This is a genomic window from Pedobacter sp. 05L430, from assembly GCF_056397585.1.
This window is the reverse complement of record NZ_JBFTNT010000040.1, coordinates 1-14,050: the sequence shown is the minus strand read 5'-3', so window position 1 is coordinate 14,050 and position 14,050 is coordinate 1. Positions and strand designations below refer to the sequence as shown.

The following is a 14,050-nucleotide window of genomic DNA, read 5'->3' as shown; positions in this document are numbered from 1 at the left end:
TTCGAAGTCTAAATTTCGAAGACGGAAGGTTGGGACATGCCGCCATAAAGCGCATATAGAAAGCTGAGCTACAAATTTAAATGCCTTCCTTCAGCCAATGATGCCATTGCGAAATGAGACTGTTGAAAATAGAAGAATCATTTAGCCGTCTAAGCAGGTTCAGTGGCGATTGGTCGACGAATTGCAGCTATCCATCAACGGAGCTTCGAAACTGTTTTCGGTTTGCGGATGTTAGTGGCAAAGTCTGGTGCGTAACTAGGCGTCCATATTAGATAATTTACAATGAAAAAAACAACAAAACTGATCTTTATGCTCTTGTTGGGTATGATGGTCCTTTCCTGCAAGAAGAAGCCTGCGGCTCCCTTTGAGGAAGAAAAGCCTGGTGGTGTCAAGCCGGTGGCCCATGGTACGGTGGTTGGACTTGCCACCGAGCAAACGATAGGTCCGGGCGGCGGACAGTTGACAATCGTTGGCACCAAGCTAAAACTAAGTGTCCCTGCAGGCGCGTTGGATGGCGAGGTGAAGGTCACCGTTAGTGAAGTCACCAATACGCTACCCAATGGGGCCGTTGGCAAGGCCTACCGGTTTCTGCCGGAGAATGTGCAGTTTAAGAAAGACGTGGAAATAACCCTGCCATACGAACCACTTACCAATACCTCCCCGCAAGCGCTTCATTTAGCATACCAGGATGGAAAGGGCTATTGGCACATGGTAAAGGAGGCCTTGGTTGATGAAAATAACCGAACGGTAACGGCAAAAACAAGGCATTTTAGCGATTGGGGGGCGGTTGCCAACCTCTATATCAAGAACAATGGTAAAAACGCGCTTGATAAATCCCAGAGTACTGAGCTGGAAATCGCCTTTCTGCCATCAGTGTCGGATGATGACCTTTTGGCACCTGATGTACCACTGGACGCGAGCAAGGTGAAACAATGGCGGATTGCCTATGGTGCGACTGGATACGGGACGGTAACCGGCGGGCAATCGACCAAGGCGACCTACACCGCTCCTGCGACATTGACAGTTGTCAAGACTGCAACCGTGGAAGTGGAACTCCAGGGGGTTGGTGAAAAGCCGCTGCAACCTGTCATTTTGCAATACAAGGTAAAGTTACGTCCCGATGAGTATTGCCTTTGGACCTTCAATAATGAGTATCTTTTCTATTCCGATCGTACCGATGTGTGGTACAGCGATAAGATGTACGTGAATTTCTATGGGAACAAGGACAGCTATAGGTTTCACATAGAGGCACCGACCCAGACGTTCGGGGTAAAGCCGTTTGGCGAGAATAAGGCCTTTGTTTCCTCTTTTGTTGATGGGCATGATTATTATGCTTCTACCTATAACGAATGTGGGTCATCGGAAGCCTTGTTTACCGACGGTCAGATCCTGGTCACGGGAGTAGAGAATGGCTTGGTCTCGGGCGAGGTGAGTGGTCAGATACGCTTTCGTGACCCATCGGGTAATTGCTATAAGAAGTCCTTTGTTATCTGGGCCGAATTTCGGTACCGGAAGAAATAACTTTCATTCTCTGGCAGGCCCCATCACAAGTTGGGGCTTTTTTTGTGGATATGCGTAGCGGTCGTTTTTACTGCTATAAACCGTATCGGCAAGTATCTCCTTTATTTCTAACCCATTTTCTTTCAGATTATCAATCATGCTGCTCAGAACTTCAAGGAGGCACTGCCCATCCTTTATCTGCATGAAATGCATGTATATGGGTAAATACATGGTTTTGTGTATCGACATCAATTTGTGTCGAAAAATTCAATCTCGTGATTTTTCCTGGTTTTGTGGATATCCGGGCATCAGGATCTGATGGGCTATAATGGCGATTATTGACCGCACTAGCTAATCTAATTTGATTGGACGCCTGGTCATTTCGGTCGCGGTTGATATGCCAATGGATGGTTAAATTTATCCACCTTGGACACGGTGCAAAGAAGTTCGCGATAGACACGTCACTTCGCCACTCTTACGCCATCGCATTGCCAATTGGTGTTCTGGGAATGTTTTGTGAGCTTTCTTTCAGGTAGCTTTGGCTATTGGTTCTGTATGCGGGACTTTGTCTAGGGTCCAGGAAACCAGTTAATGTCATTGGTATTGATCGGGGCGATTGGATCTAAGGGCACGTGGGATAGTGATTTCCGACCACCGAGGCTTCAATTTCCCAACAACCCTTGTATGATGTGGTTAAAAAAAATCATTACTCCGTTGCTTGCCTTACCGCTCTTGTTTCTTTTCCCGTCATGTGAAAAAGAAAGGATCGATGCCGATGGTAGGCAAGTCACTGAGGTAAGGAAACAAATTCCTTTCACCTAAGGGCTTTAATCGATTTTTACGAATTAAATGCTTTTGTTGTTATTTCGCTCAACTCAATATATAATTACCTCCAGTCTTTGTTGCAAAGCATATCTATTCCAAAATGTTTTTTAGTCGATGATTAAATGTTATTGGTAGGCAGTTTCATTGCGTATGGCAATTCCTTTTGCTCACTTAACGAAACACCATGATTTTTACATCCCGAAGAGGGGTAAAAAATAAAAATTTGTGTATTATGAAAAAAATAAAGAACTACCTATGCTTGCTAGTTTTAGTCGTGGCGATTATCTCCTGCAAAAAGAAACCTCACATTGAGCCAGAGCCGGATCCAGAGGTGGTTATACCAGGTGCAGTAAAAACTCCGCATGCGGAATTAGTTGGAACAGCGGTGAGCCAAACCATTGGGGCGGCTGGTGGTACACTTACCGTACCGAATAGCCAGCTTAAATTAGTAATTCCCCCAGGAGCAGTTGATAAGGATATTAATTTTAGTGTTCAAGAGGTAAAAACAACGTTGCCGAATGGAGGTGTTTCTAGTGACACCTATCGTTTCTTGCCTGAAGATGTACAATTCCAAAAAGACGTCCAGATTGTGATGCCTTTCAAGTATGAGAACCACATGGCTATTGGTACCATTCGTCCCATTTACCAAGATAAGCATGGATATTGGCATGTAGTTAAAAATGGCATCCTTAACCGGAGCGAAGAAACCATAACCGCTAATACGCGACATTTTAGCGATTGGTCTTCCATTCCACTTTACTACATAGAAATAACAGGAAAAAAACGATTGGAAAAAGGAGAAAGTACAACGTTAACGGTTAAGCACTGGCCGACGCTTCCATCTGGAAATCCTGGTGACGATGATGATATGTTGGCTCCAGAGGGAGAAATTAGTTCCAAGTTAGTTAAGGAATGGCGCCTCTATGGTACTGGTGGGACCGAAAATCGTGGGACGGTAACTAGGGGCGAATCTACTTCGGCAACTTTCACAGCCCCTTCTACCTATCCTCCATACCAACGGGTTACAGGTATCGAAGCTGTAGTAAAAGGAGTAGATGGATGGCAAGATCAAAATTTGCAAATTTATGTAGACCGCTTGGCTGAAAATTATTGTTATGCACTTGTTGATGGTACATCGACAGACTCCTTTGGTGTCGGCGGAATCAATGTAGCCCCCGGGGATGGCATGTCAGTTACCTTTACTAGCCATAACTCTACCAGAATTTCTATTAATGCGCCCAAAAATACTTTTGGAAAATATGATTTTAATGAAGGTACATGGGTGAGCTTTTCCTACTTCCTTGGAAACTATTTTTCTACTACTTACACAGACTGTATTCCAGCTGGAAATTTATTCACAAAAGGAGATATTGTGGTCATTGAAAATAAAAATGGGCTGATTACCGGAAATATTGAAGGAGTTATTCGAATGCGGGAAAAAACATCTTCGGGTAATTATTGTTGGATAAAATCAGTTCCAATTGAGGTAGATTTCAGGTACAAAGCAAAGTAACCACATTAGGTTAAACGAAGCTTTAAGACATGTTACCTGAACATTAGTTCAAGATTTCACCAGGTTTCTGCAAGGGGTTGTCAAATTTGGCGATCCCTTTTTGTATTTGAAATTACTTTAAGCCATATAACAAGTGAGGTCAAGATAAGATTGAGGTGTTGGAGGGTAGCAGGGATGAAGCAGTGGTAATAGCATAGAGCAAAATATTGACATAGTTATTCTAAATAAGCCCCATTGGTGCAAGCCTATTGCTCTTGCCAGTTAGAACACTTTATTTCTTCACCATATAGGACATATAGGGACATGTAAGTAATTCCAGGACGAACAGACGCTTTGCGTTTGTCGATGAAATGCCTTGGAGATCATTTTGGTAGGGAATAATCCCTTCTTTAGCAATAGTTCATCTCGCTTATGCCATCGCATTGCCAATTGGTGTTCTGGGAATATTTTGGGGCCTTTCTTTCGGGTAGCTTTGGGGCTTGGTTTGCAGCTTAGACTTTGTCAAAGGCATTTGGGCTAGGGTCGGATTGGGATGATTTCCCGATCGACGTTGCTACGATGTCCAGGATCCTCAGGCCCAGGAAATCAGTTGTTAATGTTGTTGGTATAGATAGGGGCGATTGGAGCTAAGGGGAGGTGGGATGGTGATTTCCGACCGCCGCGGCTTCAATTTCCCAAAAACCCTTGTATGATGTGTTTAAAAAAAATCGTTACTCCGTTGCTTGCCTTACCGCTCTTGTTTCTTTTTCCGTCATGTGAAAAAGAAAGGATCGATGCTGATGGTAGGCAGGTCACTGAGGTAAGGAAACAAGTTCCTTTCACCCATGTACATACCAGTGGGTCCACGCCCGTTTTCATTACCTATGGAACCGAATACAAAGTTGAGTTGGAGGGGTCTGCGAATTTGGTTTCCAGATATCAGGCCGTCGTGTCTGGCAATGAAATTTCCCTGGGTTACGGGGATTTTAGGCTTGGCAGGGATGATCTGGAGATCCATGTCACCTTGCCCTTGCTTGCCAAGGTCTCACTTAGCGGAAGTGCCAAGATTGAAATAGATGGTATCTTCCCTAATCAATCTTCCTTGCATGCTGATGTCAGCGGTTCGGGTGCGATTGAATTGACTGGGAAAATGGTGGTCGACCGGGTCAACGTCAACATATCGGGCAAGGGTGATGTGCGGTTCGGAAACCTCTCAGGCAGAAATGCCTTTTTGAATATTTCCGGTAACGGTAACATCATTAACGGTGTTACCGATAACCTCCAGGCGGTGATCAGCGGAAGTGGCAATGTCTATTATACTGGTAATCCTCATGTTGAGGCTAGGCTGAGCGGTACGGGACGCGTTATCAGGTACTAGCATAAGCCGGGTCTCTTTGTTCAAGGCAATAATCATTGTAAGGCCTGGCAGTATTGCCGAAATCACTTTTAACTTGCTTTTGGCCCCATGGCGATATAGTGTTCAACCGTAGGGAATGGCTCATAGAAATGATGCAGCAACGATTTCCAGGTTTGGTAACCCGTTGATCCCCTAAAACCAATGGTATGGTGCTCAAGGGTTTTCCATTCCACCAGCAAGATATATCTATGGTCATTCTCGAGGCAGGGTAACAACTGGTGGCAAAGATAGCCTTCCATGGTAGAGATGATTTGTCCTGCCTCAACAAAGGCTTGCTCGAATTCCCTGGTTTGACCCTTGACGATGTTAAGTATGGCAACTTCTAATATCATGTGAATTTATTGGGTTAGCGTTGTTGATCAATAATGCCCCGATTCCAACAGGGATCAGTCCTGTGGGATTGAAGCTTCTGAGGTGAGCCTGAAGGACTGCCGGTAGTCCCGGTGGTTTGCCCGCTGGTGTCGTCTTTTGCCATGGTGTTTTTGTTGGTTCTCGTTAGCTTATGTCCCGAGGCGCAGGTCTGGTAGGGTTCAGCAGCTAAGCCCCCAAACCCAGTCACCAAAGTGTGTGGGTCTGTTAATTGCCCCTGAGGATCTTGAATGAACCCTCTGTTTTACGGTTGGTTTGGGTGCAATTGGTGTAATTATAGGGCGTAGCACTAAAATGGCCTTCGATGATCCCGTTTGGTTTATCTTCGAACTTGGTTATCGTGATGCTGCCGTTTGCGTAGATCCTCTTGCCAGTTGAGCATTCGGTATAGCTGCTGATGTAATTCTTGTTGTCCTGGGTCAGGGTTATTGCGGCCTTTGAGGGTTTCTGCATGTCGCCAAGGTCATAGGTTCCTTCCTTTGCCCCATTTAAGTGTATACTTAGCCCGCCACTTGTAGAGGTGGTGGCGATTATGGTTTCCCCGTTAAACACGCCCGCGGAGTAAAAGATGGAGTTGTGCTCAATGCCAGATGCGGTCCACTTGATGAACTCGTTTGGTAAGAGCGTCAGTTCCTTCCGGATAATCACCATGCCACTTTTGCCAGGGCGCGACGGATTACTCTTGCTTACCAGATTTTGCAAGGTCAGTTCTATGATTGCGGTAGCACTTTTATCTATTGAGGCTGGAGCCTTATAGGTAACGCTGGCATTGTTGCCCCCGGTAATGCTCCCAACCCCGTTGATGACCTTCCAGCTTACCACTTGATTTGACCTTACCGGTTTGTTCTCACCCAGAAGGTCGTTCATCGAGTAATCATGGATGTAGGTAGACAAAGTGCATTCCTCCCCTGCGGCCAGCTCTTTTTTGCTGGATGAAAGATGTACTTCCCTGATTAGCGACCAATCACTGAAATGCGTMGTTGTTACCTTTAAGCTTCTTGAGGAAGGGTTTACCGTTGAGTTTATTAAAGGGTGCCAAAAACCTTGGTTATCTTGGTAAACTAAGTAAAGGAAATCTGAAGTTGTGCCATCCGTATCACTGTCGCTATATTTAAGTACTACATCCACCGGTTTCTTGAAAGTAAGATTTTCTGGAAGAAAACGATACACACGACCWGTAGAAATTGCAAGATTCTTTTCTATCTCCTGGATGGAAAATTCGGTGTTATTAGTTAATGCTCCGGCCGGGATATTAATTGTAATTGAGCCATCAGGTAACGAAAAGCTACCACCCTCGGCACCTATTGTTTTTTTTATAGCATCACCGATTGTAGCGCCTTTTATGGTTTTTACTGCCGTAAAAGCTTCTTGGTCTGGTTTCTTTGGTGATTTCTTGCAGGAAGGTAGGCTGATGGTCACGATTAACAGCAACAATAAACAAAGATTGTCTGAATTATTGATTTTCATATTAGATAGAATTATTTATACAAATCGAGCGATTATGAGTTGGAATATAAAGTAGTATAGATAAATACCATTGAAAAGACTCCCATCAGCCTTTTATAAAAGACAAACTGCAATTGTCGGACTTTAATAAATAAATGAGAGTATGTCTGTATTTTAAATTTCGTATAGATCGTGTTTTAAGTTAGAAAGACGCAGATTATTTACTTGTATGCCGATCGGACAGAGTTAGGTGAGTCTGTTTTACTTATGACGTTTGTATGCATCATTTGGGAGGACATCGGAAACTTTCGCGTTTGAATACAATAAAGGTTGGATGATCTCTGTTTCTGCATTTTTTATTGCTCAACACTCGAAGAAAAATAAGATTGCTTCCTGATAATTCAATGTGCTTTTCGGAAACAGAAGGAACTTACAAATAGAATTGGTTTCCTCACTAGCCTCGTGTTTCCTGCTTAGTTGATAAAGCCAAAGGATTAGATTATACTTTGGCTTTATAGCTGTTTTATTTACTGGCTTCTACATATTTAGCTGAGTCTTCATAGAAATGATAAGTTGAAATTTTACCATCTTTAATTTCGCACATTAAAGACCAATCACTAGTAAATGTTTTACCAGTAACCTTCACAACATGTGTAAACTTACCGTTTGCAAATGCAATATTTCCTTCACCAACTAAGTGTTCTACTGAAAAAGCTTTGGTGTCAAATGCATTGCCAAGATTGGTGAGGAATGCCTTTGCACCATCCTTACCATTGTATGCCCCATAGATTTGTTGATCTTCCCGTTTACCGTCTCTAACTGCGGTAATTTTACAGTCATCGCTAAAGGAATTGATAACGCCTTCAAAATCGCCTTTGCCAAATGCGGAAAAAAATGTTTGTACAGGTGCTGTACTTTTATTTACTGTGGTCATAGTTGTACTGTTTTTATTGTTTGTTGTTTTTTGTGTGGTGTGTTGAGCTTTCGCGCCTAAGGCAAGTAAGCAAGTGGTCGAAATGACTAATACTGTTCTTTTCATTTTTAAGGGTTATTTAATTGTTACGAATTTGGATTGAGCCATTTCTTGAAAATTCTGTTATAAATTGGAAGTATGGCATAAAATACGATGGGTACTGCTATCAGTGTAAGAATAAGCGTTCGTAATGCCAAGGGCAAAGGCACGAGCCAATCTCCTAAAAGAAAGAATAATATCGTAATCAATGGGTAAATGGCGAGCCAGATTAAAAATGCCCGTTTATGCTGTTGATTTTTATCCATATAGTAAGGTTAAAAGTGAATTGATATTTATTTGCAGCAAAACTATATTATACATATACTTGTGTCAAGTATGTACTATTTTGTACTCTACATACCATTTGTATACTATTGTTGATTATCAGTATATTAAATTTTATTATTATGGCGAAAAAAATAAAAAGCGCTCCTGCTTGTTCTGTTGATTATGCTTTTAGAAGGATTGGAGGGAAATATAAAGGAAGAATTTTATGGCACTTACATCTGTATCAAATTCTGCGATATGGTGAGTTGAAACGTAGCTTGCCGGATATTACCACAAAAATGCTTACGCAGACATTAAGAGAGCTTGAAGATGATCAATTGGTAAATCGTAATGTATTTCATGAGGTGCCGCCGAAAGTTGAATATACACTCACCAGTATTGGAGAAGAGTTGATACCTTTTATTGGCTATTTAAAAGACTGGGGAGATCGACAAATTAAAAATAAAAACACTCAAAAATCCAACTTAAGTGTGAGTTTATAAATTTTTAATAAAAAATAAAGCGGGCTTTTAAGGCCCGCTCAGGTTTCGTGAGAAACCATCACAAAACACACTCCCAACTATCTTAATTACCGAAAAGATTTGTACTGCAAGATTAACATCCTAATACCATTCTCGTAAAAACAATAGACATACTACTTGAAATAGGGTATGAATAGCTTAAAAAATGAAATCAATAGTAAATTGACTTGCAAGAACTAGATACGAACGCTTTGACCTGAATAAACATTGATATAAATACCTGTATCTTTTTCCTTTTTAATAGCCATTATAATACCTTTTGCTGCTTCATCAGGCAATACGGGTGCTAGTGCTCCTCCCAATTTTGTTCGTACCCACCCGGGGTGTATAGCGAATACTTTTATTCCTGTACCTTCGTATGACTGCGCAAGTAATTTAGTATAAACATTCAGACCGGACTTAGAAATACGATAAGCATAAGCATTTGATTGCAAGTGTTCAAAAAGACCCATTTCGCTAGAAATGTTTACAACAACTGCCTCCTGACTTAATAAGGGTAAAAGGGCTTCAGTAAAGAAAATCGTACCTGTTAAGTTAGTGTCTATGGTATCTTTAAAAGAATCCAACGTTGGTCTCAACAAGTGAATGTCGTCAGCTATGCCTGCATTATTGATCAGTAAATCAATTTTTGACACTAAGTTTTCAATGATAATTTTTGAGTTTGCAATGGACGCTTCATCCTTGAGGTCTAATTTAACTACGGATAATTTAGGATGTGATAGTGTTACCTCTCCAGATCTGGAAGTAATGAGCACACAGAAACCTTCCCTTAATAGGTTCTCAGCAAGTGCTAGACCAATTCCACTATTACCACCTGTAATTACGGCTACTTTATTTCTTGTATTATTCATTTTGTTTGAATTTTTATTTGATCCGAAGTGACTTTAAATCATCTAAAAAATAAATTCTCGTAGACAAAAAACATAGCAATGCGTATGAAAATAGCTTAATCAAGCTTAAATAACTTAAAGCAATGTGTTTGTTGGAATTATCTTATCTGCTCAATATTAGTGATGCAACTTATCCACGAAATAGCGCAGATGCGGAGCTCAAATTATGGGACAACCGATTATATGGAAATGCGGATGCTAGCTTTGCTTTATCAACAAGAAGAGCATAAGCACCAAAAAAAAGTTTGGAGGATTATTGTAGCATAAAAAGTTCTTCATTATAAACTGATGGAAAATGACCAGCACAGTCCATAGCTGAAAATACAAGTGTAATCGGTAAAGCCCAGAATAGAAGGGTTGAATTTGTGAAAATTTGATGTTTAATTATTTGCCTATGTTTCTATGACTAATCGATAATGGGTTAGTTCAATTTATTTTTACTCCAATCTCTATTTTATATTTTAGTTGTTCATAGGCTTAGTTGTGTTTTTTGTCTACGAAAGTGTCTCTTCTGTAATAATTGGTAGAGTACATGTATTGACTTCCCCAATTTTGCATTAAAATTTTTCATTGCCTGACACCGCGATCTTAATGATGATCATATTTGTGATTAATTGTATCTTTATGTGTTGAGCCAGTGCCATTTTTTTCCTATGGGAGTTAGAACGTTTCTTGTATTTTTTCTTGTTTTCAGTATAAATACTGTTTGGGCTACTGTTCAGAAACCCAACTTACTTGACACTGCAATAGTTTCTGGATATTTAAAGCTTGCAAAAGAAAAGTTAAAAAACGGTGATTTAAATGAAGTAGCAATATCGCTTAAGAAAGCAAGTGTATTTAAAGATACGTCGTCAATTCAGCAATATAATTTTAACTATCTTAACCTCTACCGCAAACTCTTAAACAGAAGAGGTTCGCATCAGGAAGCATTTCAGCTTGCTAAGCGATTAATGGCTATTAGTATACAAACAAAGAATAAATTCCAATCGGCAGAAGCTTATCAAGCGATGGCAGAACAGCAACGAGCAGTTGGTAAACTTCAGCTCGCTACCGAAAATATAATTAAAGCGATTACCATAGCAGAAAAATACGGTTTTAAAAGATCACAAGCTGAGTATTATTACTTTCTAGCTAATATTTTTTTTGAACTCAGAGAACCTAAAAAGTTATTGTTTTATTCAAATAAAGGCTATCAGCTGGCTTTACAGCTTAAGGACAGTACACTTATCGCCAGAAGTTTGCTCAACATCTCTATAGATGAAATGTTGAATGACCAAACGGATCTTGCCCTGCGTCACCTACGTGAAATAGAGCCAATATTTAGTAGAAATAAAGAAATGAATTTTCTGGCAACTACCTACTTATTTCTGGGGCACGTCTATTATAGACAAAAGAAATATGAACTGGCCTTGGTTAATCTGAATAAAATTGAGCCATTATATGCAAAAGTCCAAAATGGGAAAAGTATCCAGCTGCATACGGAAGGAGCCTTGATGGAGACTTACCTGAAACTTGGAGAATATGATAAAGCAAAATTCTATTTCGACAAGAATTTACAGCAAGCTGTTAAAGAAATGGATGCCGAAGACGTAAGGGAGTTTTATTTATTGGGTTCAGAAATATATGAGCACAAGGGAGAATACAGAAAATCACTATCTCTGCTAAAGCAGCATAAGCTGATGACTGATTCGGTAAATAATTTGGTAATGAAAAAAGCTATTCATGAGACAGAAATCAAATACCAAACGACGATTAAGGAGAAAGCATTATCGGACCAGAAGCTACAGTTAATTCACAAGGATTTTGAACTGCAAAAGAAGAATAAATACATTTTATACGGCATTGCTGCTATAGTTTTACTCTTGCTTGGCTCGGTAATCATCTATTTAATATACCGCAATAAAAATCAAGCTATTGAACTGAGCTTGTTGAAAGCTCAGATACATCCCCATTTTTTATTCAATACCTTAAATAATCTTTATGCACTTACCATAACCAAGGCCGATGAAGCACCGGACGTGGTGCTGGGATTATCGAGTATTTTACGGTATATACTATATGAGTGCAACACACTAAATGTAGATTTAAAGAAAGAAATGCATATCATCTCGGCTTATATTTCGCTTGAAAAAATAAGATATACTCAAAACTTGGAGGTGAATATGGATGTGAAACAGGATTTTGGGGATATACAAATTGCTCCATTGCTTATCTTGCCTTTGGTTGAAAATGCATTTAAGCATGGCGTGGAAAAGCTTATTAATGAAGCCTGGATTAATATGGAGGCTTATATAAAGGGAAACACATTTGTATTTAAAATTTCGAATAACAAACCATTAGAAATGGAAAATGAGAAGAGCACCGCAAAATATGGCAATATCGGTTTACCAAATATCAAAAAAAGACTCAACATACTATATCCTAAACGTCATAAATTTAAGATCACCAATATCGAGGACGTATTTATTGTTACCATGGAATTGACAATTTCTAATTGAGCTTGCAGATCAATCTGTCCCCCCCCCTTCAGGTCAGCATAAATAGACTTTTTTCAGCTAAGTCGTAAAACAAAATTAAATAGTGTTTTTGAAATATTTTTGGCTATCCACTAATGGTAGCTTTGGCAGTGGTAGCTGGTAATTTTTAGGGATCCGCTGTTCGTCTAAGGTCAAAATCATCGGATATGCCCAGCAAACTATTTGGGTATTGACGATGGATTTGGAGCAATAGCATTTATCCTTTTATCTATTAATAAACAGTGTTTCATTTAAATCTATAGGTTATGATTTTAACAATCTTTCGGTCAGTATTTTTAATCTTGGTAACTGTGCTGAGTTCTCAAGGCATTTTTTATATGCTAGGCAATGCCACAGCACTTCAACAGGTGAACACAGCTACGTTTGCTGAACAGCGTAACCTATTAGATGGAGTCATCGGCTCAAGGCTCATGTCTTTATATGCTATGTCTTTGATTTTTGGTATCGGATCTTTAGTTTTTATGAGGGCGCGCTATAAAAGTTTTGCATTTCTGGCCACTACAATTGCCTTGATAACTATTGTCGTCGATTTGATCATTGCTGTTCAAATCAATATCCCGATCAATACTGCCTTTAAAAACTATCCAATTGGAAGCAACTCTTGGAGCTCACTCCAATCAGAATGGATAAACGCAATTGTGCTGCGTGGCTGCTTTTTATCCGCGGGTCTGTTCGGCTTAATTATCTCAATTTTTCATTCTGATAAAACTTATAAGCAGTAGTTGCATTTAATTGCCTTAAGGCTCATGTCTTTCTGTAGATATATCATACTATTCTATAGATGTACAACATGGTTTTACCTAATAATGGCTGGCTTTTGATGACAGATGTCTTTTATGACTATCTTTTTGTCTTTGGTCTGTTTTCCAATAGCACATATCTCTATTCCTATTCTTTTTTTATCGAAGGCAGTAATTTCATCTAATAAAATACTTCGTTGCTTAAAGAACGTAGTTGTTTAAATAGATCATAAAATGGAATTGAGTGTTAAATACGTTTTTATTTATGTAAGCAAATTAGAAGAAGGAAGTGTATTCTATCGAGATGTACTTGGTTTTGAACAAGCCTATCCCATTATTGATTTAATGCAAAACCATGTGGCATTTTGTAATGTGGCAATTGGTATGGGGATCATTCTCATCGAATCGGAACAGGTTGTCAAGGGCATGAATCTGGTATTAAACACAACAGATTGTATTAAAGATTATTTGCAGTTAAAAGCAAATGGTGTTGTATTTGCAAAAGTGCCTGATTACAATGACAAAGGTTTGGAAGCTGAATTTATAGACCCTTATGGTAACGTATTCACTTTGCTGGAAGAGCGTATTTATGAGAAAAAAATACTGTAACAAGGATGAAAATACATAAAGAGTTTGCCAATAAAAATTCAATTGATATTAGAAGTATGTCAAGTAACAGCTGGCAAAAGAAGGAAGAGCATTTTACAATTAAGGCGGTTTTAAGTGGGCAGCAGTACTTCAAGTTTAGAAGAAAGGAGATTATGCTTTTTCCGGATAATTTTATGCTATTGGCACCTGATACTGACTATACAAGTGCTGTTGAATCTGATGAAATGGTGAAAGTTTTGTCGATATCAATTACAAAGGAGTTTTTAAGTGCTTTTAAAACAGAAAACGGAGTTGATGATGACTTTTTTGTTGGCACTATGCTACCGCAGGAGGCCTTTCCTTACCAATCGATTTATCCCCTTGCTGGTGATATGCAGTATAACCTCCTAAATATGTATAAACAG

16 protein-coding genes are annotated in these 14,050 nt (G+C 39.7%); 11 read left to right on the top strand and 5 right to left on the bottom strand.

The window, feature by feature from the left end; translation table 11 throughout:
- Positions 1–282: 282 nt before the first annotated feature.
- Complete coding sequence (locus AC1DG9_RS09085) at positions 283–1,521, top strand: hypothetical protein (RefSeq protein WP_288882672.1); 1,239 nt, start codon at positions 283–285, stop codon at positions 1,519–1,521.
- A gap of 3 nt (positions 1,522–1,524) precedes the next feature.
- Here the strand turns inward: AC1DG9_RS09085 and AC1DG9_RS09080 are convergent, their stop codons facing one another.
- Entirely contained in the window at positions 1,525–1,704 is a 180-nt protein-coding gene (locus AC1DG9_RS09080) for a hypothetical protein (RefSeq protein ID WP_477621869.1), read from the bottom strand.
- Between the two features lie 203 nt (positions 1,705–1,907).
- Between AC1DG9_RS09080 and AC1DG9_RS09075 the strand changes: the two genes are divergently transcribed.
- The 4 genes from AC1DG9_RS09075 (at position 1,908) to AC1DG9_RS09060 (ending at position 5,195) form a co-directional block, all read left to right on the top strand.
- Positions 1,908–2,036: a hypothetical protein gene (locus tag AC1DG9_RS09075; RefSeq protein ID WP_288882669.1), complete on the top strand. Its 129-nt coding sequence runs from the start codon at positions 1,908–1,910 to the stop codon at positions 2,034–2,036.
- A gap of 148 nt (positions 2,037–2,184) precedes the next feature.
- The gene (locus tag AC1DG9_RS09070; protein ID WP_288882668.1) at positions 2,185–2,322 is read left to right on the top strand and encodes a hypothetical protein; all 138 of its coding nucleotides are present in this window, start codon (positions 2,185–2,187) and stop codon (positions 2,320–2,322) included.
- Positions 2,323–2,584: 262 nt separating this feature from the next.
- Entirely contained in the window at positions 2,585–3,838 is a 1,254-nt protein-coding gene (locus AC1DG9_RS09065) for a hypothetical protein (RefSeq protein WP_288882667.1), read from the top strand.
- A 688-nt stretch (positions 3,839–4,526) separates the two neighbouring features.
- The gene (locus tag AC1DG9_RS09060) at positions 4,527–5,195 is read left to right on the top strand and encodes a GIN domain-containing protein (RefSeq protein ID WP_288882666.1); all 669 of its coding nucleotides are present in this window, start codon (positions 4,527–4,529) and stop codon (positions 5,193–5,195) included.
- Between the two features lie 68 nt (positions 5,196–5,263).
- Here the strand turns inward: AC1DG9_RS09060 and AC1DG9_RS09055 are convergent, their stop codons facing one another.
- From AC1DG9_RS09055 to AC1DG9_RS09045, 3 genes are all read right to left on the bottom strand, one after another.
- Positions 5,264–5,566 (bottom strand): antibiotic biosynthesis monooxygenase family protein, encoded by a 303-nt coding sequence (locus AC1DG9_RS09055; protein ID WP_288882665.1) that lies wholly within the window; start codon positions 5,564–5,566, stop codon positions 5,264–5,266.
- 244 nt (positions 5,567–5,810) lie between these two features.
- Positions 5,811–7,070, bottom strand: a complete 1,260-nt coding sequence (locus AC1DG9_RS09050) for a DUF6252 domain-containing protein (RefSeq protein ID WP_337717406.1) — start codon at positions 7,068–7,070, stop codon at positions 5,811–5,813.
- Between the two features lie 502 nt (positions 7,071–7,572).
- Positions 7,573–8,088 carry a nuclear transport factor 2 family protein gene (locus tag AC1DG9_RS09045; protein ID WP_288882661.1) on the bottom strand — a complete coding sequence of 172 codons (516 nt, stop codon included), beginning with the start codon at positions 8,086–8,088 and terminating at the stop codon, positions 7,573–7,575.
- A gap of 380 nt (positions 8,089–8,468) precedes the next feature.
- On the opposite strand from AC1DG9_RS09045, the gene AC1DG9_RS09040 reads away from it, so the two are divergent.
- On the top strand, positions 8,469–8,831 hold the full coding sequence (locus AC1DG9_RS09040; RefSeq protein WP_288882659.1) for a winged helix-turn-helix transcriptional regulator: 363 nt from the start codon (positions 8,469–8,471) through the stop codon (positions 8,829–8,831).
- A gap of 215 nt (positions 8,832–9,046) precedes the next feature.
- Here AC1DG9_RS09040 and AC1DG9_RS09035 read toward each other — a convergent pair whose 3' ends face one another.
- Positions 9,047–9,721, bottom strand: coding sequence for an SDR family NAD(P)-dependent oxidoreductase (locus AC1DG9_RS09035; RefSeq protein ID WP_288882658.1), 675 nt, complete (start codon positions 9,719–9,721; stop codon positions 9,047–9,049).
- Positions 9,722–9,849: 128 nt separating this feature from the next.
- Here AC1DG9_RS09035 and AC1DG9_RS09030 point away from each other — a divergent pair, with 128 nt between their 5' ends.
- From AC1DG9_RS09030 to AC1DG9_RS09010, 5 genes are all read left to right on the top strand, one after another.
- A complete protein-coding gene (locus tag AC1DG9_RS09030) occupies positions 9,850–9,990 on the top strand; it encodes a hypothetical protein (RefSeq protein ID WP_477634525.1) in 141 nt (46 codons plus the stop codon).
- A 423-nt stretch (positions 9,991–10,413) separates the two neighbouring features.
- Positions 10,414–12,258 (top strand): tetratricopeptide repeat-containing sensor histidine kinase, encoded by a 1,845-nt coding sequence (locus tag AC1DG9_RS09025; RefSeq protein ID WP_288882657.1) that lies wholly within the window; start codon positions 10,414–10,416, stop codon positions 12,256–12,258.
- Positions 12,259–12,542: 284 nt separating this feature from the next.
- Entirely contained in the window at positions 12,543–13,019 is a 477-nt protein-coding gene (locus tag AC1DG9_RS09020; RefSeq protein ID WP_288882655.1) for a hypothetical protein, read from the top strand.
- Positions 13,020–13,271: 252 nt separating this feature from the next.
- On the top strand, positions 13,272–13,646 hold the full coding sequence (locus AC1DG9_RS09015) for a VOC family protein (RefSeq protein ID WP_288882653.1): 375 nt from the start codon (positions 13,272–13,274) through the stop codon (positions 13,644–13,646).
- Between the two features lie 5 nt (positions 13,647–13,651).
- Positions 13,652–14,050, top strand: a 399-nt coding sequence (locus AC1DG9_RS09010) for a hypothetical protein (protein ID WP_477634524.1), incomplete at its 3' end; no start/stop codon positions are given.

Coding starts and splice junctions, on each gene's coding strand:
- AC1DG9_RS09085 (WP_288882672.1), top strand. CDS start 283: ATGAAAAAAACAACAAAACTGATCTTTATGCTCTTGTTGGGTATGATG.
- AC1DG9_RS09060 (WP_288882666.1), top strand. CDS start 4,527: ATGATGTGTTTAAAAAAAATCGTTACTCCGTTGCTTGCCTTACCGCTC.
- AC1DG9_RS09040 (WP_288882659.1), top strand. CDS start 8,469: ATGGCGAAAAAAATAAAAAGCGCTCCTGCTTGTTCTGTTGATTATGCT.
- AC1DG9_RS09075 (WP_288882669.1), top strand. CDS start 1,908: ATGGTTAAATTTATCCACCTTGGACACGGTGCAAAGAAGTTCGCGATA.
- AC1DG9_RS09080 (WP_477621869.1), bottom strand. CDS start 1,704: ATGCAGATAAAGGATGGGCAGTGCCTCCTTGAAGTTCTGAGCAGCATG.
- AC1DG9_RS09025 (WP_288882657.1), top strand. CDS start 10,414: ATGGGAGTTAGAACGTTTCTTGTATTTTTTCTTGTTTTCAGTATAAAT.
- AC1DG9_RS09045 (WP_288882661.1), bottom strand. CDS start 8,088: ATGAAAAGAACAGTATTAGTCATTTCGACCACTTGCTTACTTGCCTTA.
- AC1DG9_RS09035 (WP_288882658.1), bottom strand. CDS start 9,721: ATGAATAATACAAGAAATAAAGTAGCCGTAATTACAGGTGGTAATAGT.
- AC1DG9_RS09020 (WP_288882655.1), top strand. CDS start 12,543: ATGATTTTAACAATCTTTCGGTCAGTATTTTTAATCTTGGTAACTGTG.
- AC1DG9_RS09070 (WP_288882668.1), top strand. CDS start 2,185: ATGATGTGGTTAAAAAAAATCATTACTCCGTTGCTTGCCTTACCGCTC.
- AC1DG9_RS09015 (WP_288882653.1), top strand. CDS start 13,272: ATGGAATTGAGTGTTAAATACGTTTTTATTTATGTAAGCAAATTAGAA.
- AC1DG9_RS09055 (WP_288882665.1), bottom strand. CDS start 5,566: ATGATATTAGAAGTTGCCATACTTAACATCGTCAAGGGTCAAACCAGG.